This is a genomic window from Methylobacterium organophilum, assembly GCF_022179465.1.
GTDB lineage: Bacteria > Pseudomonadota > Alphaproteobacteria > Rhizobiales > Beijerinckiaceae > Methylobacterium > Methylobacterium organophilum.
In genome coordinates, this window is sequence record NZ_BPQV01000005.1 from 43,246 (window position 1) to 68,183 (window position 24,938).

Below are 24,938 nucleotides of genomic sequence, written 5' to 3' on the forward strand. Positions count from 1 at the left end.
CCGCCGCGATTGCGGGCAATCCCGTTCCCGCCCGCGGCCCGATCCGGACCCGATGTTCCGTCTCGCCCACCTCACCGACCCGCATGTCGGGCCGCTGCCCCGGCCGCGGCTGCGCCAGCTCCTGAGCAAGCGGGCCACCGGCTACGTCAACTGGCGGCGGGGGCGCGGCAAGGTCCACGACATGGACCTGCTCGCCGCCCTCGTCGCCGACCTGCGGCGGCAGGATTGCGACCACATCGCCTGTACCGGCGACCTGTGCAATCTCGGGCTGCCGGACGAGTGGGAGACGGCCCGCATCTTCCTGGAAGCGCTGGGCGGCCCCGAGGGGGTCAGCTTCGTACCCGGCAACCACGACGCCTATGTCCGCGGCTCCCTGGAGGGCCTTCTCGCGGCCTGCGGCCCCTGGACGGGAGCGGATGCCGGCGGCACCGGCCACTTTCCCTATCTGCGCCGGCGCGGGCCCCTCGCCCTGATCGGCCTGTCCTCGGCGATCCCCACCAAACCCTTCGCCGCCACGGGCCGGCTCGGGCCGGCCCAGATCGCGGCCGCCGAGCGCCTGCTGCTGGACCTCGGCGCCGAGGCCGCGCCGCCCTGCCGGGTCGTGATGATCCACCATCCGCCCCATCCCGGCGGCGCCGCGCCGGGGCGCGAGCTGAAGGACGCCGCCGCCTTCACGGCGATGATCGGCCGGGCCGGTGCCGAGCTCGTCCTGCACGGCCACAACCACCGGGGCATGCTCGCCTATGTCGATGGGCCCCGCGGCAGCCGGGTGCCGGTGGCCGGCGCCCCCTCGGCCTCGGCCCGCAGCGCGCATTTCAACCGGCGAGCCTCCTACTATCTCTACACGATCGCTCCCACGGGCGCCGCCGCGGGCGGCCGCTACCGGATCCGCGCGATCGAACGGGGCCTGAACGAAGCCGGCGCGATCGCCGAGCTCGCGAGCTTCCCGCTGACGCTGGGGTGAGACCCGATCGGCGGCGCGGCTGTTCCCTGCGCCCGCAAAATGCTCTACGCGCTGTCGGCGATGACCCGCACCGCGCTCTATGCCGGCTCCTTCGATCCGGTCACCAACGGCCATCTCGACGTGGTCCGCCAGGCCTGCCGGCTGGTGCCCCGCATCGTGCTCGCCATCGGCGTGCATCCGGGCAAGGCACCGACCTTCTCGGCGGAGGAGCGCGCCGAGCTGCTGCGGGCGACCTGCGCGCCGCTCGCCCAGGCCGAGGGCGCGGCCCTCGAGATCATCACCTTCGACGACCTCGCCGTCTCAGCCGCCCGCCGCTGCGGCGCCAGCCTGTTCATCCGCGGCCTGCGCGACGGCACCGACCTCGACTACGAGATGCAGCTCGCCGGCATGAACGGCGCCATGGCGCCGGAGGTGCAGACCGTGTTCCTGCCCGCCTCGACCGGCGTGCGCCCGATCACGGCCACCCTGGTGCGCCAGATCGCGGCCATGGGCGGGGACGTCTCGCCCTTCGTGCCGCGGATCGTGGCCGAACGCCTCGCCGCCCGCTTCGCGAAATCGTGAGCCTCACCGCAACGACCGCTTGGACATGGCGGATCGACAGGAGAAGACGCCGCATGAACCGTCGCCACGCCGTCCTCGCGCTCGCCCTCGCCGCCGGGCTCGGCCTGTCCGCGCCCGCACGGGCCGCGGATGCCAACACCGTCTATCTCGACACCAAGGACGGCCGCATCACCATCGAGCTGCGCCCGGAGATCGCCCCCAAGCACGCCCAGCAGCTCAAGACGCTGATCAAGCGCGGCTTCTATGACGGGCTGAAGTTCCACCGGGTGATCGACGGCTTCATGGCCCAGACCGGCGATCCGAAGGGCAACGGCACCGGCGGCTCCGACCTGCCCAACATCCCGGCCGAGTTCTCCTCCGCCCCGTTCAAGCGCGGCACCGTGGGCATGGCCCGCTCGCAGGATCCGAACTCCGCCAATTCGCAGTTCTTCATCTGCCTCGCCGACGCGCCCTTCCTGAACAACCAGTACACGGTGGTCGGCGTCGTCACGAGCGGCATGGACGTGGTCGACAAGATCAAGAAGGCGGCGAGCGGCGCGCCGGGGGGGACGGTCCAGAACCCTGACAAGATCGTGAAGATGCAGCTCGCCGAAGGCGCCAAGTAGGTGCCCGGGGAGCGGCACGGGAGACCCGCCCTCCGGGCCGCCCTGCCGCTCCTGATCGGCCTGAGCGCCGAGGCCCGGGGCTTCTACCAGCCCCCGCTGCCCCTGCCGGAGACCCTGCGCGGCACCGTGCAGGTGCCGGTATCGCCGGGCGGAGAGGCCCCGGCCGACACCCTGCAGCAGCTCTATCCCCGGCTCGCAGCCTGCTGGCGGGCACCGGAGGGACTCGCCCGGTTCGAGCGCACGGAGATCACCGTGCGCTTCAGCCTGCGCCGGGACGGTTCCGTGATCGGCCCTCCGCGGATCACCTTCGCGCAGGCGCCGGCCGATGCCCGCGGCCGGGCGCTCCTCGAGGAGGCCGCCCTCTCCGCGATCCGGCGCTGCACCCCGGCCCGGGTCACGCCCGGGCTCGGCGGCGCCATCGCGGGGCGGCCGATCGCCCTGCGCTTCGTCTACGAAGGGCCGCGGGGGAGGGACCTGTGAGGGACCCGGCCGCGGCCTCGGACGGTTCAGGGCTTGAGATCGACCGGCCCCAGCACGTAGACGGGGGCGTGGCCTGGATCGGCCTGCCATCTCCCGGCGGGCCGCCGACAGACGCGTCCCTCGGATCGGGGACGAGACAGGCGCGGGCCGGCCGCCGAAGCGGCTTCCCCGCAACGAACGACGTTCAAGAACAAAAGGAGTCGTGACGACATGGCAGAGAACAACGAGACCATCGTTCTGGAAACGACCAAGGGCCGCGTCGTGATCGCGCTCCGGCCGGATCTGGCCCCCAACCACGTCGAGCGGATCAAGACGCTCGCCGCCCAGGGCTTCTATGACGGCGTGCCGTTCCACCGGGTCATCGACGGCTTCATGGCCCAGACCGGCGACCCGACCGGCACCGGCTCGGGCGGCTCGGAGCTGCCGGACCTGAAGGCGGAGTTCAACGACGAGCCGCATGTGCGCGGCACCTGCTCCATGGCCCGCACCAACTTCCCGCACTCGGCGAACTCGCAGTTCTTCATCTGCTTCGGCGACGCCCGCTTCCTCGACAAGCAGTACACCGTGTGGGGCAAGGTCGTGGAAGGCATGGAGGTCGTGGACACGATCAAGCGCGGCGAGCCCGTGCGCGAGCCCGACCGGATCGTGAAGGCGACCGTCGCGGCAGCCTGAACGAGAGACCGCGGCCGGCTTTCAGGACGCGTCACCCACCCGCCCTCTCGCCGAAGGCAGAGGGCGGGTGGTTTCCGGGTGCGATCGCAACGGGCGGTGCCCCTCGGCGCACAAGGCCAGGCCCACCCGTCACCGTGTCCAGACACAACTCTTGCGAGATATTATAAATCAAACGCAATTATTAAGGGAAACAACGTTACGATTCTACATTGTACTCTGCGGCAAATTTAAGTGGTTCTTAGATAAGCCCTTGCAAACAGAGGTCACCGCATCAGCAAAGCGACCTCCCATGAATCTCGGCATACGCTCGCGCCTCTACGCCGGTTTCGGCAGCCTCATGGTGATCGCCGTCGGGCTCGGCGGCTTCGCGCAGCATCAGCTCGGCAGCGTCGTGAGCCAGTACGACGAGCGCAGCCGCCTCGAGGGGGTCGCCCGCTCCATCTTCACCGTGAACAGCCTTACGGCCCGGCTCATCGCACAGACGGAGGATTACTGGTCCTCGCCCAAGCCGGAGCGGCTCGCCGAGCTGGAAAAGACCCGGCAATCCCTGGAAGACGTCAGCGCGAATCTCGCAGCGACGGCCGTGTCGCAGGAACGACTGCGGATCTATGTCCAGCTGCGTGACAGCGCCCACGAGCTCAAGGGCGAGGTCCAGCGTCTCGGGACCGCCGGCTCCACCATCCTCGACGCGAAGAACAAGCTCTTCACGGGCGGTGACGAGTTGACCCGGGCCACCGGCGCGCTCCTGACCGAGATGCGCGCCCGCGGCAGCGATGCCCAGATCGGGCAGGCCGCAGCAGCGGAGAGCGCCGTGCTGCTCGTCCGGGTCGCGAACTGGCGCTTCCTCGCGACCCAGGATCCGAAGGGGCCGGCCACCTTCGCCGCCAATATCGGCAAGGCCGAAGGCGCCCTGAAGGCGCTGCGCGGCCTCGATCCGGACGGCGATTTCGCGCAGCCGATCAAGACCGTCGAACAGGCCCTCGCCGGCTACGCCGCCGCGTTCCGGGCGACCACCGCGGCCCTGGGCGAGAGCCAGGCCGTGTACGATACGGGCATCACGCCGCGCACGACGGCGATCACGGAAGCCGGAGCGTCCGTGCGCGACAACATCCAGAACGCGGTGGAAGCGATCGCGACGGAGACGACCGCGCAGGTGGGCACCGCCCGCACCGTGCAGCTCGGCCTGATCGCCGTTGCCCTGGCTCTCGGCGCCGCCCTGGCCTTCCTGATCGCCCGCAGCATCATCGGCCCCGTCGCCGGCATGACCGCCGCCATGAAGCGCCTGGCCGCCGGTGACAACGCCGTCGACGTCCCCTCCCGCGACGCCGTCGACGAGATGGGCGAGATGGCCCAGGCCGTGGAAGTGTTCCGGCAGAACGCCATCGCCCGGGTCGAACTCGAAGCCGCTCAGGTCGCCGAGCAATCCGCCCGCCAGCGCCGCGCCGACCGGGTCGACCAGCTCGTGAAGACCTTCCAGCAGCGCGTCGCCGGATCCCTGGAGATCGTCACCGCCGCCGCCACGGAGCTCGATGCCACCGCCCGCTCCATGACCCAGGTCGCCGACGACACCAACAGCCAGGCCGTCGCCTCCAGCGCCGCCGCCGAGCAGACCGCCGTCAACGTCCAGACCGTGGCCGCCGCCTCCGAGGAGATGGTCTCCTCCCTGCAGGAGATCGAGCGGCAGGTGATCCGCAGCAACGACGTCGCCAACCACGCCGCCCACGAGGCCGAGATCACCAACGCCGCCATGGTCAGCCTCGGCGCCGCCGCGGAGCAGATCGGCGCCGCCGTGACCACGATCTCGGCCATCGCCGGCCAGACCAACCTGCTCGCCCTGAACGCCACGATCGAGGCGGCCCGGGCCGGCGAGGCGGGCCGGGGCTTCGCGGTGGTGGCCGCCGAGGTCAAGGAACTCGCCGGCCAGACCGCCCGGGCGACCAGCGAGATCGGCGACCAGATCGCGGCGATCCAGGCCACCACCGGCCAGGCCGCCACCGCGATCCAGCAGATCGGCCGCACCATCGCGACCATGAAGGAGATCAGCGAGGCGGTCGCGGCCACGGTGACCGAGCAGGCCGCCGCGACCAACGAGATCTCGCGCAATGCCGGCGAGGCCGCCCGCGGGACCCAGGACGTCTCGGCCATCGTCGCCCGGGTGCTCGCCGCCTCGGGCGAGACCGGCAGCGCCGCGACCCAGGTGCTCGGTGCCGCCGCCGAGCTCGCCACGCAGTCCCTCACCGTCAAGCGCGAGGTCGACGGCTTCCTGCGCGACATCCAGGCCGCGTGAGGCGAGGGAAACCCGCCGCCTCGAAGACCGGGAACGCCCGCCCGATTGCCCCAGGTGGTCGGGCGCCGCGGCTCTCAGCCGAGATCCAGCGCCTGTGCCATCGCCAGATCCTCGGGCGTGTTGAGGTTGAGGAAGGGATCGACCGGATCGACCGGCCAGGAGGCCACCGCCGCCTCGTGACGGGCGATGAAGCCGCCGACCCGGCGCTCGCCAGCATCCAGGTAGCGCCGCAGGTCGCCCCGGAGCGAGACGGGCCAGAGGGCGATCGTGTGGTGCCGCCGCTCGCCCGAAGCCGCCAGCGCGATGCCGCCCTCGGGACGCACCGCTTGCAGCCGCGCGACGAGGTCCCCCGGCAGAAGGGGGGCGTCACCCGACACGCTGACGATCTCGAAAATCCCTTGCGCGGCGGCCTGCTCCAGCCCCGCCAGGATGCCCGCAAGCGGCCCGAGCCGGCCCGGCAGCGGGTCAGGCAGGATCGCCCCCGGAAACCCGGCGAACCGCCCCGCCTCGCCATGGACGCTGAGGGCCAGTCCCGCGCCGCATTGCGGCCCGAGCCGCGCACAGATGCGTTCGAGCAGGGTGAGGCCGCCGAGCCGCAGCAGGGGCTTGTCGCCCCCGCCCATCCGCCGCGCCTGGCCGCCGGCCAGGATCAGGCCCAGCACCGGCGGGGCCACGCGCGCCTCACTCGATGACGATGCGCGGCGCCGCCCGGGTGGCGGAGGCGCCGGTCAGGTTGGACCAGAGCTTGGCCGCGATCGCGCGATAGACCTTGGCATGCGGCCCGTCCGGATCCGTCGCCACGACGGGACGGCCCGCATCCGAGGTCTCGCGGATCGTCATGTCGAGGGGCACCTCGCCGAGGAAGGGCACGTCGAGGCGCTGGGCCTCGAGCCGGGCGCCGCCATGGCCGAAGATGTGGGAGGTGTGGCCGCAATTCGGGCAGACGAAGGTCGCCATGTTCTCGATCACGCCGAGGATCGGCACCGAGACCTTGCGGAACATCGCCACGCCCCGGCGGGCATCGATCAGGGCGAGATCCTGCGGCGTCGAGACGATGACCGAGCCTGAGAGCGGCGTCGCCTGAGCCATGGTGAGCTGGGCGTCGCCCGTGCCCGGGGGCATGTCCACCACGAGCACGTCGAGCTCGCCCCAGGCGACCTCGCGCAGCATCTGGGTGATCGCCGACTGCACCATCGGCCCGCGCCAGATCATCGCCGTGTCGGCATCGATCAGGAAGCCGATGGACATCACTTTGAGGCCGAAGCCGGTGAGCGGCTCGAGCAGCTTGTCCTCGATCACCCGGGGCTTGCCACCGATGCCGAGCAGCTTCGGCATGGAGGGCCCGTAGATATCGGCGTCGAGCAGGCCGACCTTCAGCCCCTGCGCGTGCAACGCCAGGGCGAGATTGCAGGCGGTGGTCGACTTGCCGACGCCGCCCTTGCCGGAAGCGACCGCGATGATGTGGCGCACGCCGGGCAGGGCCGGGCCGGAAGGGCGCGGGGGCTGCGGGGCGCCGGGGCCGCCCGATCGCCGCGGGGCCTGGGGCGCCGGAGCGTTCGGCCCGCGCTCCGACGTGAGACTCGCGAAGACGCCGGAGACGCCGGGCAGCGCCAGCACCCGCCCCTCGGCCTGGCGGCGGATCGGCTCGAAGCGCGGGGCCTCGCTCGGATCGACCAGGATCGAGAACATCACGCGGTTGGTCGGGTCGACCACCACCTGCGAGAGACGGCCGGAGCCGGGCAGGGAGGTGCCACCCGCATCGACCGCGACGCCTTCGAGCGCCTTGATCACGTCGTCGCGGCTGATCGCCAAGGTACTTCTCCAACGGGCACGGGCCGGGAGCGCCCGGCCGGGTCATCCCCTGCATGTAACCAAGCGGTCCCAGAACACCAGACCCCCGACCCCAGAGCCGTCGGCCCTCGGCGCGGCGGCGGCCGGTGGGACGCCCGGCTCAGCGCCGCGGTCCGGGCGGGATCGCCACGAGGTTGCAGACCTCCATCCGCCCCCGCACCAGCGAGCCGTCCCCGCGCCGGTAGGAGCCGTTGCGGACATGGCGGCAGCCGGGCGGGCCGGGCAACCTCCGCACCCGGGCGATATGCACGCTGCGAGAGCGGCGGTTCGCGACATCGTGGCCGCCGATGCGCACGCCCTGCCCGTAGCGCACCTCTGCGAGGGCCGGCGCTGGCCCCAGGACGAGGCCAATCCCCACAAGGCACTGCGGGATGAGGCAGCGCAGCCGCGACCCTCTGCCGCCCATCGATTCTCCCTCCCGTATCGCCCACCCCTCGGCGGGGGCTGAACCAAGCCCCGCCTCGCCCGTTGTCGGGACGACTTCGGGGCAAGGCGCGCGAACGCGCCGCCGCGCCCGACTTCGGCAAAGTCACGCGACGCGCAGGAGACCGCTTTCATGCATCAGGGCAACCACCGCGACCACGAGGGCGCGAAGAAGCTGTTCGAGCTGATCAAGGACGTGAAGATCGCGATGATGACCACCGCCGATCCCGACGGCACGCTCAACAGCCGCCCGATGTGGAACAACGAGGCCGACGAGAACGGCGACCTGTGGTTCTTCACCAAGCTGCACTCGCCCAAGACGGCCGAGATCAGCCGCGACAACCAGATCAACCTGTCCTACGCGGATCCCTCCAGCCAGAACTACGTCTCGGTGGCGGGCAAGGCCGAGATCGTGAAGGACCGGGCCACCATCGACGCGAAGTGGCAGGAGAGCCTGAAGACCTGGTTCCCCAAGGGCAAGGACGATCCCGAGGTGGCGCTGATCCGGGTCCATCCGGAGAAGGGCGAGTACTGGGACAGCCCCAGCAGCACGATGGTCCACCTCTACGGCTACGTGAAAGCCACGCTCACCGGCGAGAGCCCCAAGACCGAGGTGAAGAAGGTCAATCTGGCCTGAGGATCCGCACGCCGCCGCGTCGCGCGAAGCGCTTCAGCGGCGAGCGGTCACGAAGGGAAGGGAGCCTCGGAGGCTCACTTCCCTTTTTTCATGCCGGTGGGGCGGAGCAGGAAGGCCGGGACATGGGCGCCGAGGCCGATCGGCGTGTCGCCGTCGTCCTCGTGATCGTGCCGGCGGCCGCGGGAGCGGTTCTCCGCCGGACGCGGCGGGCGATACCCGTCCCTGACCGCCTCGACCACGGCCGGCGTCTCGGGCTCGGCCTCGGGACGGCGGGCAGGCGCGCTGCCGCGACGGCCCCGGCTGGAGCGCGCGCCGCCGTTCTCGGTGCGGGCGGGGGCGCGCCCGCTCTCCCCGCGCCGGCCCCGGCTGCGGGTGCGGCTCTCCTCGACCTCCTCGGGCCCGTCGTCGGGCAGGGTCGACAGATCGCCCTCCATCCACGGGATCGGCTGGCCGATCAGCGTCTCGATCGCCGAGAGGGAGCGGGTATCGGCCCGGCTCACCAGGGTGAAGGCGTGGCCGGAGCGCCCGGCGCGGCCGGTGCGGCCGATCCGGTGGACGTAATCCTCCGGGTGATGCGGCACGTCGAAATTGAAGACGTGGCTCACCGCCGGGATGTCGAGGCCGCGGGCGGCGACGTCCGAGGCCACGAGCAGGGGCGTCTCGCCGGTGCGGAAGCCGTCGAGCGCGGCCATGCGCGCGCGCTGGTCCATGTCGCCATGGAGCGCGGCGGCGTTGAAGCCGTGGTTCGAGAGCGACTTCTGAAGCAGCGCGACATCGCGCTTGCGGTTGCAGAAGATGATGCCGTTGTTCAGCTCCTCCGCGCCGCGGATGAGCTTGCGCAGGACCTTGCGCTTCTCGTGCCCCTCGGCGCGGCACGCGACGAGCTTCTGGTCGATGGTCGTGGCGGCGGAAGCGGGCCGGGCCACCTCCACCCGCTGCGGGTTGTGCAGGAACATGTCCGCGAGCCGCTCGATCTCCGGCGGCATGGTCGCGGAGAAGAACAGCGTCTGACGCGTGAAGGGCACCATCTTCACGATGCGCTCGATGTCGGGGATGAAGCCCATGTCGAGCATCCGGTCGGCCTCGTCGATGACGAGGAGCTCGACGCCGGTCAGCAGCAGCTTGCCGCGCTCGAAATGGTCGAGCAGGCGGCCCGGCGTCGCGATCAGCACGTCGGTGCCGCGGGTCAGCTTGGCGTCCTGGTCGGCGAAGGAAACGCCGCCGATGATGAGCGCCACGTTAAGCTTGTGGTTGCTGCCGTAGCGCTCGAAATTCTCCTCGACCTGCGCCGCGAGTTCGCGGGTCGGCTCCAGAATCAGCGTGCGCGGCATGCGGGCGCGGGCGCGACCCGCCTCCAGCATGGTCAGCATCGGCAGGGTGAAGGCCGCGGTCTTGCCGGTGCCGGTCTGCGCGATGCCCAGCACGTCGCGGCGTGCCAGGACGTGGGGAATCGCCTGCGCCTGGATCGGCGTGGGCTCGGTGTAGCCGGCTGCGGCGACGGCCTGGAGGACCTTGTCGCTCAGTCCGAGATCGGCGAAAGACATGCTGCGTCAGAAACCGTTGCGCGCGGGAGAGTCGGTCGACCGGGCGGGAGCGATCGCGGCAACGGCCCTATGGCCGGGTGGCGTTGCGCCGACCGACCGCGCGTGCGAATGCGCGCGACACTTGCGGGCGCAATATCAATTTGTCAATCGGCGCTTCGGCGCGGGGCTCAGCGCAAGCCCGGCGAACCGGACTTCGGCAGGGCGCAGGGATCGAGGGCGGCCCTCCCCACGATCGAACCGGTGACCTCCGGATCGAAGGCACCCGCCCGCGACGCGGCCGAGCGCGCCATGTAGTGGGTCGCCCCCACGGAGACGAGCCCGACGACGAGCACCACCTTCACCGCCCAGCGCAGGAGCAGCGGGGAACGGATCTCTTCGGAGGAGGTCACGGGCGGCGGGCCTTCGGAGCATCGGTGGCGGGCAGGACCGATCATCCGCGATCTTAGTTAACAAGCCGGCACGGACCTGCAGGTGACTTAAGAATACGTCAGGAAAGTATAGCTCTCGCCTCCCAACCGTCGCAGCGAGTCCTGTTTCGAGCCAGGTTCGTGAATTTCAATTCACCGGAACGGGCAGATCCGACCTCGTCGGAACCACACTTGTTAGTGCGCTGGAGCACATCCGGTAGAGGGCTTCACTCACGCCCGCGTAACCTTCACCTTTCGTTGACGGGTTGCTGCGCATCTGATGGTCTTGTTGCAGGAAAGCGACAGACCCTGGGCGCCCCCTGGGGATACAAGCTGCTCCGGCTCAAGCCAAACCAGGACCTTCAAGAATGAAGAACATTCTCCTCACCTCGACCGTGCTGGTCGGCCTCACCGCCGCCGCCTCCGCTGCCGACCTGCCCCGCCGCGCGGCTCCCCCGCCGGTCTTCACCCCGGTTCCGGTCTTCACCTGGACGGGCTTCTACGCGGGTTTCAACGCCGGCTACGGCTTCGGCACCCGTGACGACCGCAGCCCGACCGTCGTCGGCGTCCCGGCTTCCGCCGGCGTGTTCGCCAACAACGGCGTCCTGACCAACGGCGTCCTCGCCTTCAGCAACCGCAACAACAACGAAGGCTTCGTTGGCGGTGGTCAGATCGGCTACAACTATCAGTTCACCCCGGGCTCCGGCTTCGTCGTCGGCGTCGAGGCGGACGCCCAGTACGCCGATTTCGGCCGCAACCGGAACCGCTTCGCCTTCGCCTCGACCGGCACCATCATCCCGGGCACGCTCGTCTACAACCCGACCGGCCTGTCGGGCCTCGACTACTTCGGCACCGTCCGCGGTCGTCTCGGCTACGCCTTCGACCGCACCCTCGTCTACGCCACCGGCGGTTTCGCCTACGGCTCGGGCGGCGGCCGCGACTTCGGCACCGGCGTGTCCTCCGACGACTTCCAGACCGGCTGGGTCGCCGGCGGTGGCGTCGAGTACGCCCTCCCGACCGACTCCTTCCTGAACTTCTTCAAGTCGTCCGCCGTGACGCTGAAGGTGGAAGGTCTGTACGTGAACCTCGACCGCGGCTCCGGCCTGCGTGGCGCCTTCGCCACCAACGCCGCCGGCACCACGATCACGACCGCGAGCCCCGGTGTCGTGCTCGTCTCCGGCCCGACCAGCCGCTCCAACACCGAGTTCGCGGTCGTCCGCGCCGGCATCAACTACAAGTTCGGCTCGTACTAAGCCGAACCGTCCCGCGGAGCCGCCCGGCTTCGCGGGGCCTCCTCGAAAGCCCGGCATATCCTGCCGGGCTTTTTCGTTTGCGCACCGCACGCCGAAGCGGGCATTTCTCGTGACCGCCGCGGATCCGGACGGTTAAGCTGCCGTTTACCCTGCAAACGGATTCTCCCCGGCATCCGCTGCAGCGAACGAGGGCGTCCTTGCGCAGCCTGCTCCTTGCCGTCCTCGCCGGCGCCGCCCTCGGGCCGTCTTCCGCCTCCGCACAGGAACCGCTCTTCCTGCGCATCCGGCCCAATCCGGCCCCGGAGGCCGCCTCCGGCGGCGCAGACCGTTCGGATGCGGCGGTCGCCGCCGCGGCCCACGAGGCGGTCTGGGAGCGCGCCAATCGCCGCGCCCGCATCGCCATCGCCTCGGTCTGCACGGGCTGCCTGCCCCCGCCGCCGCGGGCGGTGCCTCCTGCCCCGGCACCCACGGAGGCCGCCGCGGCGGAGCCGCCCGCGGGCCCCTCCATCCGTACCATCGCCCAGAAAACAGGTGAGCCATGACCCAAGCGCACCCGACCACCGGCGCCACCGTCGATCCGGACTGCCCGGTCTCCCTCGAGCTCCTCGGTGAGGTCTACCGGGCGGACGAGTACGACCTGCCCTACATCCTGGAGAAGATCCCGCCGCTTACCCGGGCCAAGCTCGCGGCCTATCTCTACGGCAAGAGCCACATGCACCAGCTCGGCCTCAAGGTGGCCCGGGCCTGCGAGCGCGACGACCTCGTCCGCGCCGTCGGCGAGATCGGCGCGGTGATCTATGGCCAGTCGCATCTCAAGCCGGCCCGCGAGCCGGAGACGCCCGCGCCGACGGCGGCCCGCGCCAAGCCGGGCGCGGCGCCGGGCCAAAAGAAGATCAGCCTCGGCGGCTCGGCCGCGAAGGGCCGCGGCTTCGACTTCGACTGAACCCGCCTCCGCGACGGCCTCTGGACCGCCGCCCGCCCCATCCGGGATGGGCGGCAGCCATGACTTTGGTACGGGAGCCATGCCCGTGCGTTCCTTCTATGTTGCACTGCAACCTCGGAACGCGGCAGAACCGCTCCGGTCAGACCCAGAAAAGATTCGCGCACGGAGCGGGCGGCATGTTCGGACCCTGGTGGCAGCTCGGCATCGACACCACGATGCTGGCCTTCGAATCGCAGGCGGTGATCGGGATGCGGCTCGCCAAGCTCGCCGCCGGGGGCACCGCGGCGCAGGTCGAGGCGCAACGCATGGTGAGCGAGAAGATCCTGGCGGCCAGCGAGGCGGCCATGCTGATGGCCACCGGCGGCTCGACGCACAGCGTGGTCGCCGGCTATCGCCGCAAGGTCCGGGCGAACCGGCGCCGCCTGTCCCGGGGCTGAGGAACCCACACCGGAGGCGCAAAGCCACACCGGGCATGCTGCGGCGCATCGTTAAGGCCCTCTTAACCATCCGCTCCCATCGTCGGAGAAGGTCGGGCGAGAGGAGAACGTGGACATGAGCCGAGACGAGAACCGGGTGCGCGAGCGCGCCTATTACATCTGGGAAGACGAAGGCCGGATCGACGGCCGCGCCGAGGCCCATTGGTTCCAGGCCGAGGCGGAGCTGAACCCGGCGCCGGTCACCGCGGTAGCCGCCCCCGTGGTGGAGGCCCAGGCGGCGCAGAGCCCCGCCAAGGTGCTGAAGCCCCGCGCCCCGAAGGCGAAGTCGCCCGCCAAGGCCGCGGCCGCCCAGGTCGCCGCCGCCGGCACCGGCCGCACGAAGGCCGCGGCCCCGGCCAAGAGCGCGGCCAAGCCGCGCGCGCCCCGCGCCACCACCGGATCGATCGCCCTGCACTGACCGGGCGGTCACCTGCGACAAACCGAGCCGCCGTCCCGGAAGGGGCGGCGGCTTTTCATTGGGTCGGCTGCCCCGCAGCGCAGGAACATGGACGCGGCTTGGCCGTTTCTTCCGGCAAGTTCTTCCGGCAAGACGATCGAGGAGTTCGGAACGGTGCGGATCGCGACGGGATGCTTCTGGGGCGGCCTCGCGGCCCTCTCCGCCCTCGTTCCCCTGACGGCCGAAGCGCGCGGCGAGCGCTGGCCCACGCCTGCCTACGAGGTCGAGACGACGGGCTCCGTCGGCGGGCGCGCACCCTGGAACCAGCCCTGGGAATACGATTCGGGCAGCGGCAACGACCGGCGCCCCGAACTTCCCTATTACCAGCAGGGGCGCGGGCAGCAGACCGGCGGCCCAGCCCGGAACCTGCTGCCCGACGACGGCCTGCATCTCTTTCCGCAATGAGTCGACCGATGCCGGTGAAGGCCGTCGTCTTCGACATCGACGGGACGCTGCTCGACAGCGTGGATCTCCACGCCGCGGCCTGGTCCGAGGCCTTCGCCGAATTCGGGATCGCCGTGTCCCCGGAGGCCGCGCGGCGCCAGATCGGCAAGGGCGGAGATCGCCTGCTGCGCGCCTTCCTCGACGAGGAGCGGGTCGCCCGGGAGGGCGAGCGGATCGAGGCCTACCGGTCCGATCTGTTCAAGCGACGCTATCTCGACAAGGCGAAGCCGTTTCCCGGCGTGCGTGCCCTCCTCGACAGGGTGCGGAGCGAGGGGCAGCTCGTCGCCCTTGCCTCCTCCGGCAAGGCAGCGGAGGTCGAGCACTACCAGAAGATCCTCGGCATCGCCGATTTGGTCGAGGTGGTGGTGACGTCCGACGACGTCGAGAGCTCGAAGCCGGCCCCCGACATCTTCGAGGCCACCCTGTCGAAGCTGAGGGGAATCGCCCCGGCCGAGGCCGCCGCCGTCGGCGACACCCCCTACGACGCGGAAGCGGCGGGCCAGGCGGGACTCGCGACCATCGGCCTGCTCTGTGGAGGATTTCCTTCTGAAGATCTGACCCGCGCAGGATGCATAGCCCTGTTCAAGGACCCGCAAGACCTTCTCGCGTGCTACGGGCAATCGCCCCTGAGCCCTCGTGCTTAGAGGGAAATGGCGCTCGAAGACGCTGTCCGGCCCAAGGACACGGGTGCGTCACCTCACAACAACATGTGAGTAACCACAGCCGGCAAACCTATGGCGCGAAGCGTCGAAACGTTCTAACGAGCGCCCCGCGAAACGGACGCCGACGGAACGACATCATGGCACTCACGGCCGAGCCGACTGTAACGTTCTCCCAGACCTCGATTGAGGAGCAGGTCGCCGAAGCGGTCCGCGACCGGGCCCTGCCCATCAGCCAGCTCCTGCGCCTGATGTGGGCGCTCGATGCCGACCAGAATGCCGTCAACCAGAACCTGCGCGCCCAGTTGCGCGCCCGCATCGGCGCTCCCCCGCTCAACGCCTGAACGCGACGCCCGCGACGCGCACGCCCGTCAGAAGGGCAGAGCCGGCGGCCCTTCCAGCGCCTGCCGCTGGGTTTCCCCCACATCGAAGAAGGCCTCCTGCCGGAACCCGAGGGCGGAGGCCAGGAACGCGTCCGGACGACGGGCCAGAGCCGCATTGTAGTCGGCCACAGCCCGGTTGAAGACCCGGCGCGCAGCCGCGATCCGGTTGTCGAGGCGGGCGAGATCCGCTTCGAGCGCCCTGAAGCGCGGATCGGCCCGCAAGGTGGGATGCGCCTCGCCGATGAGCACGAGATCCCCGATCGCGGTCTGGAGCACGCCTTCGCTCGCGGCCTGCTGATTCGAGCCCTGCGCGCTCATCGCCGCCTTGCAGGCCTGGAGCGCCGCGTTGCGATGCGACCGGCCCGCCCCTTCTCCGAGGACCTCGACGAGGGAGGGAACCTGGCGGTGACGCTCCGCGAACAGGGCCGAGAGGGTCGTGAAGGCGCGACTCACATCCTGCCCGAGCCGGCGCAAGCGACGCCAGATCCAGGCGGCCCAGATCCCTGCCAGAACGAGGGGGCCGGCCGCGGCAAGGCGCAGGATCCAGCCCATCGACATCCTCCACGCCGCCGGCGCCCTCGGCTCACGGCAGGATCCAGAGACAGGAGGATGCCCCCTCGACCGCGAGGCATTCGAACGGCATGCCGCCGATCACGGATCGGCGCTGCATCGCGCCGAGTCCGCCGCGCGCCACGGTGCGGCAGGCCGGAAAGCCCGGCAGCGCCGCATGGAGGGCCGCCTCGCCCGCGGCTTCCACGGAGAGCCGGCGCAGGCTGACGAGATCGTCGCAGCCGATCACCCCGGTCTCCTCGGCCCGAACGGAAGGCGCCGCGGCGGCCGCGAGCAGGAGGCCGCACCAGGCCGCAGCGGCGCCACGCATCAGTAATAGTACCGGCGGCGCCAGTAAGGACGCGGGCGATAGTAGCCGTAGGGCCGGTAATACGGGCGGGGACGGTAATAGCCGTAGGGCCGGTAGTAGCGGCGGCGCCAGTAGGGGCGAGGCCCGACATAGACGTATTGCGCCAGCGCGACCGCCGGAGCGGCCTCTCCGGCAACCGCAGGGGCCGGCGCGAAATTCGCGGCCGAGGCTTCCGAGCCCGCCACGACGATTCCTCCGAAGAGAGCCGCCGCGACCACGAGACCTTTCAGCATACGCACCTCCCTGCCTGTTCACATGTTCCGCACGCCTGAGCGCACGGCCGAAGACGGGCGCCCGAGCAGCAACGCAGGAGCAAGCTTGAGGGTTTCACGCAATCGTGCCGTGCAGGCGTGTCATGCTTAACGCCACCCGGAAAGCGGCTACCGCCACCGGCTTCGGCGGGGCTTCAGCGGCGGGGCTTTTCCACGCCGGACGGCGGCTTCTCGGGCCCGCGGGTCTTACGGGGCGCGGCCTGTACCGGGACGAGCGCGCCGGCGAGCGTCCAGTGGCACATCCCGTGGTCCCGTAAGGACAGGCAATCATAGGCCTGGCCGTCGAGGACGAGATGCTCGGCAAGCTCGGTTACCGTCCCGGGATCGACCGGGCCGCAGCCGAGATCGGAGCGGGGATCCTGCGCCTTGGCGAGGGCCGCGCTGGGATCGCCCTTCGTATCCCGCAGCAGCATCCGGAGATTGGCAAGCGAGGTGCAGCCGAGGGCCGGAGGCCGGGCCGAGTCGGGGCGCGACCGCGCGGGCGGGGCCGCCTCCTGCGAAAGGGCCTGGGCCCGCATCGGCGCCGGAGCGAGACCGCAGGCGAGCAGCAGCGCGAGGCCAACAGGACGGGCGCGGCGGCGAAGCGGAGGACGAGCCGGATCCATGCGGCCCTTTAGCATGGCCGCAGGCCGGCGCACCACGCGCAGGTCGCCGCGCGGCAACACCCGAGAGCGGATGTCCGCACCCGGCTGCAACGTGATGGTGAGCCCTTCGGCTGCATGCTAGGTCTGATAGCAATGGCGAGGGGCCGCCGTCCCGGCTCGGGTCTCTGCATCGCCTCGACCGGAAGCTGTTCCATGCTCGCGAGCCGCTCGGGCCAGTCCGACGAGATCCCGTCGACCCTGGCCACGACGCAGGCGAATCGCAGGCAGCGCGGGCTGGCGCTGCTGGTCTGCCTCGCCTTCGGCGCGGTGACCCTCGGCCTCCTGCCGGTCGCGTCCCAGCCGGCCCCGCCGGTCCCGGGCTTCGTCCCGGTCTACCAATCGACGCTCATCGTCGTCTACGCGCTGACCAGCTACCTCTTCCTCGCGCAGCACCGCCGCACGGGTTCGGCGGCCCTCCTCACCATGGGCCTCGGCAGCCTGTTCGTGATGCTGATGGTGCTGCTGCAGCTCCTCTCCTTCCCGAACGTGCTGGCGTCCGGGCGCCTCGTCGGGAACAGCCCAGACACGACGATCTGGCTCTGGACCTTCTGGCATATCGGACCGCCGCTCTTCGCGCTGCCCTTCACCCTCCTCGAGCGCAGCGGCGGGCGGCGGAAGGTCTCCGGCCGTCAGGCGCTGCTCGCGGTCGCGGCGACCCTCGGACTGGTGGTGCTCGTCGCCCTCGCCGTGACCCGCTACGTCGGCTGGCTGCCCCGCAGCGTCGAGGGCGACGACTATCGCCTGCTCACCACCACCGGGATCGGTCCCGCGGTGATGGGGCTGACCGTGCTGGCGCTCGCCCTGCTGTGCTGGACGACGCGGCTGCGGACGGTCCTGCAGCTCTGGCTCGCGGTCTCGCTGCTGCTCCTCGTCTTCGACAACCTCGTCACGCTTTCCGGCGGGGCCCGCGGCACCCTCGGCTGGCTGGCCGGGCGGCTCGAAGCCCTGGTCGCCGGCATCATCCTGCTGGGCGTCTACCTGCGGGAGGTCGACGTGCTGCAGGAGCGGGCGGAGACCACCGCCCGGGAGCGGGGGCGCGAGAAGGCGGCCCTGCAATCGGCCCGGGACAGCCTCGCCCTCGCCCTCGACGCGGCCGGCATGGGCGACTGGGAGATCGACTTCGTCACCGGCGCCACGCGCCGCACGCCCCGGCACGACGCGATCTTCGGGCATGCCCAGCCGGTGGCGGGGTGGACGCTGGACGCCTTCCTTGCCCACGTGGTTCCGGAGGACCGGGCCGCGGCCCGCGCCGCTCTCCAGGCGGTCGAGGCCACCGAGCGGCTCGACCTGCAATGCCGCATCACCCGCGCCGACGACGGCACCCAGCGCTGGATCCTGATGCGCGGCCGCGGCTATCGCGGCGCGGATGGCCGCCTGCGCTCCATGGCGGGCGTGGTCATGGACACGACCGAGCGGCACGAGGCCGAGGAACGGCTCGCACAGGCCCAAAAGATGGAGGCGGTGGGCCAGCTCACCGGCGGCGTCGCCCACGACTTCAACAACCTCCTGACCATCATCACCGGCAATCTCGACATGATCGCCCGCGCCCCCGACAACCGGGCGCGGGTCGAGCGGCTCGCCGGGTCGAGCCTGCAGGCGGCTCGCCGGGGGGCGGAGCTCACCGAGAAGCTGCTCGCCTTCTCGCGCCGGCAGGTGCTGCGGCCGGAGACCGTGAACCCCAACCGCCTGCTCCGGGATTTCCAGGGGCTGCTCGGCCGCGCCGTGGGGGAGACAGTCCGGGTCCATCTCGACCTCGACCCGGTGCTCGATCCCGTGCGGATCGACCCGGGCCAGTTCGAGAACGCAGTGCTCAACCTCGCGGTGAACGCCCGCGACGCCATGCAGGGCGGCGGCACCCTCACCCTGAGGACCTGCAACGCGATGCTCTCCGAACAGGAGATCGCCGATCGTCCCGACCTCGCGCCGGGGCCCTACGTGCTGGTGGCGGTGAGCGATACCGGCACGGGCATGGAGCCGGCCGTGCTCGCCCATGCCTTCGAGCCGTTCTTCACCACCAAGGATGTCGGCCGGGGCACCGGCCTCGGCCTGAGCCAGGTCTACGGCTTCGTGCGCCAGGCCGGCGGCTATGCCCGGCTGAAGAGCGTGCCCGGCGAGGGCACGACGGTGGAGCTCTACCTGCCCCGTTCCGCCGAAGCGGCGGCGCCCCCGCGCCCGGATACGGCGATTCCTCTGCGCCGGGCGACGCAGGGCGAGGTGGTGCTCGCCGTCGAGGACGAGCCGGGCGTGCTGGAGATGGCGGTGGAGAGCCTGAGCGAGCTCGGCTACCGCACCCTCACCGCGACCCATGCCGCCGCCGCCCTCGATAGGCTTCGGGGGCCCGAGCGCATCGACATCCTGTTCTCGGACGTGGTGATGCCCGGCGGCATGAACGGCGTGCAGCTCGCCGTGGAGGCCCGACGCCTGCGGCCAGGCCTGCGGGTTCTCCTGACCTCGGGCTATACCGGCGCGCCGCAGAACCTGCCGGGCGACCTGCCGCTCCTCGGCAAGCCCTATCGCCGGGAGCAGCTCGCCGAGAAGCTGCGCGTGGTGCTGGAGAAGGCCAGCTGAGCCTCAGCCCGCCGTTCGGCGCAGCTTGGCGTACCGCTTGAGCGCCCGCTCGCGCCGCAGCCGCGTCAGCCGCTCGATCCAGAAGACGCCGTCGAGCTGGTCGATCTCGTGCTGAAGACAGGCGGCGAGGAATCCCTCCGCCTGCTCCTCCTGCGCCGCGCCGTCGAGGTCGCGGTAGCGCACCGTGACCGCGGCGGGACGCTCCACCGGCTCCATCACGCCCGGCATCGAGACGCTGCCCTCCTGATGCGACGCCGTCTCGGCTGAGGCCGCGGCGATCTCCGGATTGACGTAGAGGACGGGGGCGAGATCGGGCTGCAGGCGGATGATCGCGACCCGCTGCGGCAGGCCGAGATGCACCGCCGTCAGCCCGATTGCGGAGACCGCCGCCAGGGTCTCGAGCAGATCGTCGGCCAAGGCGCGCAGATCGGCATCGAACCGCGTCACGGGCTGCGCGACGGCGCGCAGACGGGGATCAGGATAATAGATCAGCTCACGGGCCGGCATATTGGAAGGCTCTTTCTCCGTCTGGACGAGAATCGCGCGGATCGAAAGCGGGATCAGGCTGCCCGGACATCAGTCTCCCGGGAACATCCCGACAGGCGATGCATTGGCCTTCCGACGATGAGAAAGGAGGCAACGATTATGAAGTCCATGAAGACCTTGCTCGCCGGCGCCGTTCTCGCCACTTCGATGGTGGGTGCCGGGACGATATCGGCCAGCGCGCAACAGATCTATCTGGGGCCAAACGGCCCAGGGGTGGACCTGCGCTCCCGCGCCCAGCGCGACCGCGACGATCGCCGCGAGATGATGCGCCGGGACGACGACCGCTACTACCGCCAGCAACGCTTCGGCGACCGCAGGGACCGCGGCTACCGCCGCGACTACGATTACTGACCGGCCATCGGCGGCGTCCAGCCGTCAGGCCCTGGGAAAGGGGTGGGAAACCGCCCCCTTTTTCATGCCCGCAGCCGAGCGCCGTGCCCGGCGCTCAGGAGGAGAGGGCCGAGAGCACGTCACGGCCCTCGGGGCTCGCCGCGTAGCGCGTGCGCTGAGTGCGGGGGTCGCGGGTCGTCACCACGATGAGGGCTGCCCCGGTCAGGGTCTCCACCGCCCGCAGCACCAGGGCATGCTCCACCCCGAAGACCCGGGCGAAGCTGCGACTATCCGCGGAGAAGCCGAGGTGAAGCCCGGCCAGGATGCCAGCTTCGAGCAAGCTCAGTTCCGGGCGCAGGGCGGAGAGCGTCTCCGCCGCCGCCAGGAAGGTCTCCGCATCGGCGGGAGGCTCACTCATGCCGCGGCGGCGACCGAGGCCCGCGCCCGCACGGTGACGAGCACGGATTTCGAGGTCGGCGTGTCGGAGAACTCACCGAAGGTCGAAAGCGGCACCAGGACGTTCAGCTCGGGGTAGTAGCCGGCGAGGCTGCCCCGGGGCATGTCGAAGGGCACGAGACGGAAATCCTCCGCCACCCGCTCGATTCCGTCCGCATGCAGGCCGACCACGTCGACCCGATCGCCGAACTTCGCCTTCAGGGCGGCGAGGTCGTCCGGATTGGCGAAGATCACGCGGCGCTCGCCGTAGACACCACGATAGCGGTCGTCGAGGCCGTAGATCGTGGTGTTGTACTGGTCGTGGCTGCGGAAGGTCTGAAGCACGAAGGTGTCCGGAATCCCGGAGGCGCGCTGGTGCTCGGTCTGCGCCGGCAGGGCATCGGCGGAGAAGTTGGCCTTGCCCGTCGTCGTCTCGAAAACCCGCTCGGCGGCGAGGTTGCGCAGCATGAAGCCCCGCGGACGCCGGACGCGCAGGTTGTAGCCGGAGAAACCGGGGATGGTCTTCTCGATGAGGTCGCGGATCTTGTCGTGATCGTCGGCAAGCGCCGCCCAATCGACCCGCTCCGAGCCCACCGTAGCCGCGGCCATGCCGGCGATGATCGCCACCTCGGAGCGCAGATGCGGCGAGGCCGGCTTGTTGATGCCGCCCGAGCCGTGGACCATGCTCATCGAATCCTCGACGGTCACGATCTGGACCTTGCCCTTGCTGTTGCGGTCGATCTCGGTGCGGCCCAGGCAGGGCAGCACATAGGCGACGCGGCCCGGCAGCAGGTGCGAGTGGTTGAGCTTCGTCGCGATGTGGACGGTGAGCTCGCAGGAGGACAGCGCCTTGGCGACCAGGGCCGAATCCGGCGTGGCGCGGGCGAAGTTGCCGCCGAGGCCGATGAAGGCCCTGGACGAGCCGTCGAGCAGGGCGCCGATAGCCGCGAGCACGTTGTGGCCGTGGCGGCGAGGGACCGCGACACCGATCTCCCGCTCGAGGGCGTCGAGAAGGGCGGCCGGCGGCTTCTCGTTGATGCCGACGGTACGGTCGCCCTGCACGTTGGAATGGCCCCGCACCGGGCAGAGGCCCGTGCCGGGCCGGCCGACATGGCCGCGCAGAAACAGGACGTTGGCGATCTCGCGGATCGTCGCCACGGAATGGCGGTGCTGGGTGACGCCCATCGCCCAGGTGGCGATGACCTTGTCGGCGCCGAGATAGACCTCCGCCGCGGTCTCGATCTCCTCCCGGGTCAGGCCGGACTGATCGAGGATCGCCTCCCAGCTGGTCGCCTCGACGGCGGCGCGATAGGCCTCGTAGCCGGCGGAGTGCTTGGCCAGGAAGGAATGGTCGAGCAGCGAGGGCTTGCCGGCGGCCAGCGCCACGGCGTCCCGGGCGAAGACCACCTTCGCGATGCCCCGGAAGGCGGCCATGTCGCCGCCGAGGCGCGGCTGATAGTAGTGGCTGGCGATGGGGCGGCTCGCGCCGCGCAGCATCTCGACGCTGTTCTGCGGATCGGCGAAGCGCTCCAGGCCGCGCTCACGCACGGGGTTGAACACGACGACGCGGGCGCCGCGCTCGGCGGCCCGGCGCAGGTCGCCCAGCATGCGCGGATGGTTGGTGCCCGGGTTCTGACCGACGCAGAAGATCGCGTCCGCCTTCTCGAAATCCTCGAGCAGCACCGTGCCCTTGCCGACGCCGATCGCCGCCTGCAGGGCGACGCCGCTCGCCTCGTGGCACATGTTGGAGCAATCGGGGAAGTTGTTGGTGCCGTAGAGGCGGGCGAAGAGCTGGTAGAGATAGGCCGCCTCGTTGGAGGCGCGGCCGGAGGTGTAGAACTCGGCCCGGTCGGGATGGTCGAGCCCGCGCAGCACCGCACCGATCTCGGCAAAGGCCTCGTCCCAGGGCACGGCGACGTAGCGGTCGAGGCCCGCATCGTAGCGCATCGGCTGGGTCAGGCGGCCCTCGCTCTCCAGCGCGTAGTCGGTCCATTGCCGCAGCTCGGAGACCGTGTGCCGGGCGAAGAACAGCGGCGTGACGCGCTTGTCGGTCGCCTCCCAGGAGACCGCCTTCACGCCGTTCTCGCAGAACTCGAAGGAGGACCCGTGAGCCGGGTCGCCCCAGGCGCAGCCCGGGCAGTCGAAGCCGTCCGGCTGGTTGGCGGAGAGCAGGGCGCGGGCACCGGAGAGGGGGGCACGGCTGCCGAGCAGATGCTTGCCGCAACTCTTCAGGGCGCCCCAGCCACCGGCGGCCGAGGAACGCTTGGGAAGCGAGGCGTTGGAGTCCATCGAAGATCCGGGACGGAAAGTCTTGAGGGGCCGGCGGGCTCGCTACGGGAAGCCGTTGCGATCCTCCGCCACAATCCCAGAAGTAGCATCTCGCATCTGCGAATTCATTTCCGGATCGCCGCCACCGAGGCATGACAGCCATGCAACGGAAGAGGACTTTTCACCGTGAGACGGGCGCATAGGACATGTCTTCCACGACGCGGATGGGCAGCGCCAGCCGAGAGATCAAGATGTTTCCGTGTCACTTTGACGCTATACGGTCCGATATCGTACAGTCTTGGCGCCGTCTTTAACTATTGATGCAGAAGCTTGAGCATAGATCGATCCATCTTCAGCGACAGACATAACATTGCCTGAGCAACTTTCGCTGCCGATCCTTTCGATGACAAGGAAATTTTTATTTAATTTGATTTCCGCGCACTCCTGGCGGGCCATTGACGGGCCGTCAGAATTTCAGCATTTTTACATGCATTATATCGACACAAACCCCGCCGGTCCTACAGGCCTTGGTCTCCCTTCCGGCGACTGGGAACTTGCATGCCTCATCCGCAGATCCTTCGCGACATGGCGCTCTTCGTTGAAGTTGCCAAACGCAGGAGCTTCAGCCAGGCTGCGGCCGCGCTCGGGATGCCGATTTCTTCGCTCTCGCGCAGGATCACCCTGTTCGAGGCCGCGGTCGGCTTGCGTCTGCTCGATCGGACGACCCGCAAGCTGGTGCTTACCTCCTACGGCGAGGCTTATCTCGCCCAGGCCACCCGCCTCGTCGAGGAAGCCCAGAAGACCTTCGACGACATGGTCGCCGAGGCCAAGGGCCCGACGGGAATGCTCAAGATCGCCGCGCCGCCGGACTTCTGGGTGCTGCGCCATTTCTCCGGGCTGGTCACGGAATTCTCACGCAACTTCGAGCACATCCACGTCCATATCGACCTGAAGCCGGCCCCGATCGATCTGGCGGGCGAGAATTACGATCTCGCCGTCACCATCGAGGAGCCGCGCGAGACCTCGCTCATCGTTCGCAAGATCGCGGACGTGCACAACGCGCTCTTCGCCTCGCCGATCTATTTCGCCACCCGTGAGCGACCCGAGGTGCCAGGCGACCTCGCCAACCATCAACTGGTGCTGTCCTCACCGACCGGGCTGTCGAACCTGTCGCTGGCCCGGGACAGCGAGACCGCGGAGGTGTCCGTGCGCGGGCCGATCTCGTGCAACAATCAGAGCCTTGCCCGGCGGCTGGCCATCGCGGGACAGGGCATCACGGGCGCCAACATCATCAGCGTCGACCGCGACCTCGCGAGCGGACGCCTGGAGCGGGTGCTGCCGGAATGGCGGCTGGCGCCGACGCCGGTTTATATCGTGACGACGTCGCGGCTCCTGCCGGCCAAGTCGCGGAGTTTCATCGACTTCGTGACAAAGCGCCTCGGAGCCGTCCTCGGAGCGGCCAACCGGGGCGCCTCGGGGCCGGCGGCCCACCGCCTCGAAGCGCCCGCGGTCTACGCGGTGCGCTCCTGATCCGTCAGAGGCGGCGCGGGAACGGGCGGGGGCGGGGGCGCAGCCGCGTCGCGACCGCCAGGAGATAGGCCATCTCGGCCGCGGCGAGCAGGCCATAGAACAGGCCGCCGGCGGCGATCCAGGACAGGCCGAGGGCGACGGACAGGATCAGCGCGGCGAGCGCCGCGACCGGCATCAGCGCCACGAGGATCGGCAGGGGCGTGAGCAGCCTGTCGGGGGATCGTGTCATGGCGGGCCACCGGATGCGCGATGCGGTCAGCCCGTGACGCTAAGGGGGCTTTCCTAAAGGCCGCATTGATCTTTCGGGTTAAAAGCCACCCGTCGCCGAGACATTCCGCCGCCGGCGGGGGCGGTGATCCGGCGCCCGGGCCGGATCCCGC

At 70.3% G+C, this 24,938-nt stretch carries 31 protein-coding genes; 18 read left to right on the forward strand and 13 right to left on the reverse strand.

The window, feature by feature from the left end; genetic code table 11:
* The first annotated feature begins 52 nt into the window (after positions 1-52).
* The 6 genes from MFF21_RS09785 to MFF21_RS09810 all read left to right on the forward strand — a co-directional run bounded on the left by MFF21_RS09785 (position 53) and on the right by MFF21_RS09810 (position 5,569).
* Positions 53-964, forward strand: a complete 912-nt coding sequence (locus MFF21_RS09785; RefSeq protein ID WP_238310969.1) for a metallophosphoesterase family protein — start codon at positions 53-55, stop codon at positions 962-964.
* 60 nt (positions 965-1,024) lie between these two features.
* Positions 1,025-1,525 (forward strand): pantetheine-phosphate adenylyltransferase, encoded by a 501-nt coding sequence (gene coaD, locus MFF21_RS09790; RefSeq protein WP_238311235.1) that lies wholly within the window; start codon positions 1,025-1,027, stop codon positions 1,523-1,525.
* 53 nt (positions 1,526-1,578) lie between these two features.
* A complete protein-coding gene (locus MFF21_RS09795; protein ID WP_238310970.1) occupies positions 1,579-2,130 on the forward strand; it encodes a peptidylprolyl isomerase in 552 nt (183 codons plus the stop codon).
* Positions 2,131-2,610 carry a cell envelope integrity protein TolA gene (gene tolA / locus MFF21_RS09800; RefSeq protein WP_373324977.1) on the forward strand — a complete coding sequence of 160 codons (480 nt, stop codon included), beginning with the start codon at positions 2,131-2,133 and terminating at the stop codon, positions 2,608-2,610.
* Positions 2,611-2,820: 210 nt separating this feature from the next.
* The gene (locus MFF21_RS09805) at positions 2,821-3,282 is read left to right on the forward strand and encodes a peptidylprolyl isomerase (RefSeq protein ID WP_238310971.1); all 462 of its coding nucleotides are present in this window, start codon (positions 2,821-2,823) and stop codon (positions 3,280-3,282) included.
* A 289-nt stretch (positions 3,283-3,571) separates the two neighbouring features.
* The gene (locus MFF21_RS09810; protein WP_238310972.1) at positions 3,572-5,569 is read left to right on the forward strand and encodes a methyl-accepting chemotaxis protein; all 1,998 of its coding nucleotides are present in this window, start codon (positions 3,572-3,574) and stop codon (positions 5,567-5,569) included.
* 74 nt (positions 5,570-5,643) lie between these two features.
* On the opposite strand, the gene mobA is transcribed toward MFF21_RS09810, so the two are convergent.
* From mobA to MFF21_RS09825, 3 genes are all read right to left on the reverse strand, one after another.
* Positions 5,644-6,243 carry a molybdenum cofactor guanylyltransferase MobA gene (mobA, locus tag MFF21_RS09815; RefSeq protein ID WP_283206521.1) on the reverse strand — a complete coding sequence of 200 codons (600 nt, stop codon included), beginning with the start codon at positions 6,241-6,243 and terminating at the stop codon, positions 5,644-5,646.
* 7 nt (positions 6,244-6,250) lie between these two features.
* Positions 6,251-7,381 carry an Mrp/NBP35 family ATP-binding protein gene (locus tag MFF21_RS09820; protein ID WP_238310973.1) on the reverse strand — a complete coding sequence of 377 codons (1,131 nt, stop codon included), beginning with the start codon at positions 7,379-7,381 and terminating at the stop codon, positions 6,251-6,253.
* A gap of 139 nt (positions 7,382-7,520) precedes the next feature.
* Entirely contained in the window at positions 7,521-7,826 is a 306-nt protein-coding gene (locus MFF21_RS09825; RefSeq protein WP_238310974.1) for a hypothetical protein, read from the reverse strand.
* A gap of 150 nt (positions 7,827-7,976) precedes the next feature.
* Between MFF21_RS09825 and MFF21_RS09830 the strand changes: the two genes are divergently transcribed.
* A complete protein-coding gene (locus tag MFF21_RS09830; protein ID WP_238310975.1) occupies positions 7,977-8,480 on the forward strand; it encodes a pyridoxamine 5'-phosphate oxidase family protein in 504 nt (167 codons plus the stop codon).
* A gap of 74 nt (positions 8,481-8,554) precedes the next feature.
* On the opposite strand, the gene MFF21_RS09835 is transcribed toward MFF21_RS09830, so the two are convergent.
* Together MFF21_RS09835 and MFF21_RS09840 are read right to left on the reverse strand one after the other, a co-directional pair.
* Positions 8,555-10,024, reverse strand: a complete 1,470-nt coding sequence (locus MFF21_RS09835) for a DEAD/DEAH box helicase (protein WP_238310976.1) — start codon at positions 10,022-10,024, stop codon at positions 8,555-8,557.
* Between the two features lie 167 nt (positions 10,025-10,191).
* Positions 10,192-10,413 (reverse strand): hypothetical protein, encoded by a 222-nt coding sequence (locus MFF21_RS09840; RefSeq protein ID WP_238310977.1) that lies wholly within the window; start codon positions 10,411-10,413, stop codon positions 10,192-10,194.
* A gap of 386 nt (positions 10,414-10,799) precedes the next feature.
* Here MFF21_RS09840 and MFF21_RS09845 point away from each other — a divergent pair, with 386 nt between their 5' ends.
* The 8 genes from MFF21_RS09845 (at position 10,800) to MFF21_RS09880 (ending at position 15,007) form a co-directional block, all read left to right on the forward strand.
* Positions 10,800-11,684, forward strand: a complete 885-nt coding sequence (locus MFF21_RS09845) for an outer membrane protein (protein WP_238310978.1) — start codon at positions 10,800-10,802, stop codon at positions 11,682-11,684.
* 197 nt (positions 11,685-11,881) lie between these two features.
* Entirely contained in the window at positions 11,882-12,226 is a 345-nt protein-coding gene (locus tag MFF21_RS09850) for a hypothetical protein (protein WP_238310979.1), read from the forward strand.
* Positions 12,223-12,627, forward strand: a complete 405-nt coding sequence (locus MFF21_RS09855) for a hypothetical protein (RefSeq protein WP_238310980.1) — start codon at positions 12,223-12,225, stop codon at positions 12,625-12,627. Before MFF21_RS09850 ends, MFF21_RS09855 begins: the two co-directional genes overlap by 4 nt.
* A 176-nt stretch (positions 12,628-12,803) precedes the next feature.
* Positions 12,804-13,064, forward strand: coding sequence for a hypothetical protein (locus MFF21_RS09860; RefSeq protein WP_238310981.1), 261 nt, complete (start codon positions 12,804-12,806; stop codon positions 13,062-13,064).
* 115 nt (positions 13,065-13,179) lie between these two features.
* Positions 13,180-13,521, forward strand: a complete 342-nt coding sequence (locus MFF21_RS09865; RefSeq protein WP_238310982.1) for a DUF2934 domain-containing protein — start codon at positions 13,180-13,182, stop codon at positions 13,519-13,521.
* A gap of 153 nt (positions 13,522-13,674) precedes the next feature.
* Positions 13,675-13,965 carry a hypothetical protein gene (locus MFF21_RS09870; protein ID WP_238310983.1) on the forward strand — a complete coding sequence of 97 codons (291 nt, stop codon included), beginning with the start codon at positions 13,675-13,677 and terminating at the stop codon, positions 13,963-13,965.
* Positions 13,966-13,973: 8 nt separating this feature from the next.
* Positions 13,974-14,648 carry an HAD family hydrolase gene (locus MFF21_RS09875; protein ID WP_238310984.1) on the forward strand — a complete coding sequence of 225 codons (675 nt, stop codon included), beginning with the start codon at positions 13,974-13,976 and terminating at the stop codon, positions 14,646-14,648.
* 155 nt (positions 14,649-14,803) lie between these two features.
* Positions 14,804-15,007, forward strand: coding sequence for a hypothetical protein (locus MFF21_RS09880; protein WP_238310985.1), 204 nt, complete (start codon positions 14,804-14,806; stop codon positions 15,005-15,007).
* A gap of 27 nt (positions 15,008-15,034) precedes the next feature.
* Here the strand turns inward: MFF21_RS09880 and MFF21_RS09885 are convergent, their stop codons facing one another.
* The 4 genes from MFF21_RS09885 to MFF21_RS09900 all read right to left on the reverse strand — a co-directional run bounded on the left by MFF21_RS09885 (position 15,035) and on the right by MFF21_RS09900 (position 16,650).
* Positions 15,035-15,598 carry a LemA family protein gene (locus tag MFF21_RS09885; RefSeq protein WP_238310986.1) on the reverse strand — a complete coding sequence of 188 codons (564 nt, stop codon included), beginning with the start codon at positions 15,596-15,598 and terminating at the stop codon, positions 15,035-15,037.
* A 31-nt stretch (positions 15,599-15,629) separates the two neighbouring features.
* Positions 15,630-15,926 (reverse strand): hypothetical protein, encoded by a 297-nt coding sequence (locus MFF21_RS09890; RefSeq protein WP_238310987.1) that lies wholly within the window; start codon positions 15,924-15,926, stop codon positions 15,630-15,632.
* The gene (locus tag MFF21_RS09895) at positions 15,926-16,198 is read right to left on the reverse strand and encodes a hypothetical protein (protein ID WP_238310988.1); all 273 of its coding nucleotides are present in this window, start codon (positions 16,196-16,198) and stop codon (positions 15,926-15,928) included. The genes MFF21_RS09890 and MFF21_RS09895 overlap by 1 nt, the downstream gene beginning before the upstream one ends.
* A gap of 173 nt (positions 16,199-16,371) precedes the next feature.
* A complete protein-coding gene (locus tag MFF21_RS09900; RefSeq protein WP_238310989.1) occupies positions 16,372-16,650 on the reverse strand; it encodes a hypothetical protein in 279 nt (92 codons plus the stop codon).
* A gap of 384 nt (positions 16,651-17,034) precedes the next feature.
* Here MFF21_RS09900 and MFF21_RS09905 point away from each other — a divergent pair, with 384 nt between their 5' ends.
* On the forward strand, positions 17,035-19,449 hold the full coding sequence (locus tag MFF21_RS09905; RefSeq protein WP_238310990.1) for an MASE4 domain-containing protein: 2,415 nt from the start codon (positions 17,035-17,037) through the stop codon (positions 19,447-19,449).
* Positions 19,450-19,452: 3 nt separating this feature from the next.
* On the opposite strand, the gene MFF21_RS09910 is transcribed toward MFF21_RS09905, so the two are convergent.
* On the reverse strand, positions 19,453-19,956 hold the full coding sequence (locus MFF21_RS09910; RefSeq protein ID WP_238310991.1) for a peptide deformylase: 504 nt from the start codon (positions 19,954-19,956) through the stop codon (positions 19,453-19,455).
* A gap of 138 nt (positions 19,957-20,094) precedes the next feature.
* On the opposite strand from MFF21_RS09910, the gene MFF21_RS09915 reads away from it, so the two are divergent.
* Positions 20,095-20,346: a hypothetical protein gene (locus tag MFF21_RS09915; RefSeq protein WP_373324979.1), complete on the forward strand. Its 252-nt coding sequence runs from the start codon at positions 20,095-20,097 to the stop codon at positions 20,344-20,346.
* Between the two features lie 94 nt (positions 20,347-20,440).
* Here the strand turns inward: MFF21_RS09915 and MFF21_RS09920 are convergent, their stop codons facing one another.
* Positions 20,441-20,743, reverse strand: coding sequence for a hypothetical protein (locus MFF21_RS09920; protein WP_238310992.1), 303 nt, complete (start codon positions 20,741-20,743; stop codon positions 20,441-20,443).
* Entirely contained in the window at positions 20,740-23,049 is a 2,310-nt protein-coding gene (locus MFF21_RS09925) for an FdhF/YdeP family oxidoreductase (RefSeq protein ID WP_238310993.1), read from the reverse strand. The genes MFF21_RS09920 and MFF21_RS09925 overlap by 4 nt, the downstream gene beginning before the upstream one ends.
* Positions 23,050-23,613: 564 nt before the next feature.
* Between MFF21_RS09925 and MFF21_RS09930 the strand changes: the two genes are divergently transcribed.
* Positions 23,614-24,558: a LysR family transcriptional regulator gene (locus MFF21_RS09930; protein ID WP_238310994.1), complete on the forward strand. Its 945-nt coding sequence runs from the start codon at positions 23,614-23,616 to the stop codon at positions 24,556-24,558.
* 4 nt (positions 24,559-24,562) lie between these two features.
* Here the strand turns inward: MFF21_RS09930 and MFF21_RS09935 are convergent, their stop codons facing one another.
* The gene (locus MFF21_RS09935) at positions 24,563-24,787 is read right to left on the reverse strand and encodes a hypothetical protein (RefSeq protein WP_238310995.1); all 225 of its coding nucleotides are present in this window, start codon (positions 24,785-24,787) and stop codon (positions 24,563-24,565) included.
* Between the last annotated feature and the right edge of the window lie 151 nt (positions 24,788-24,938).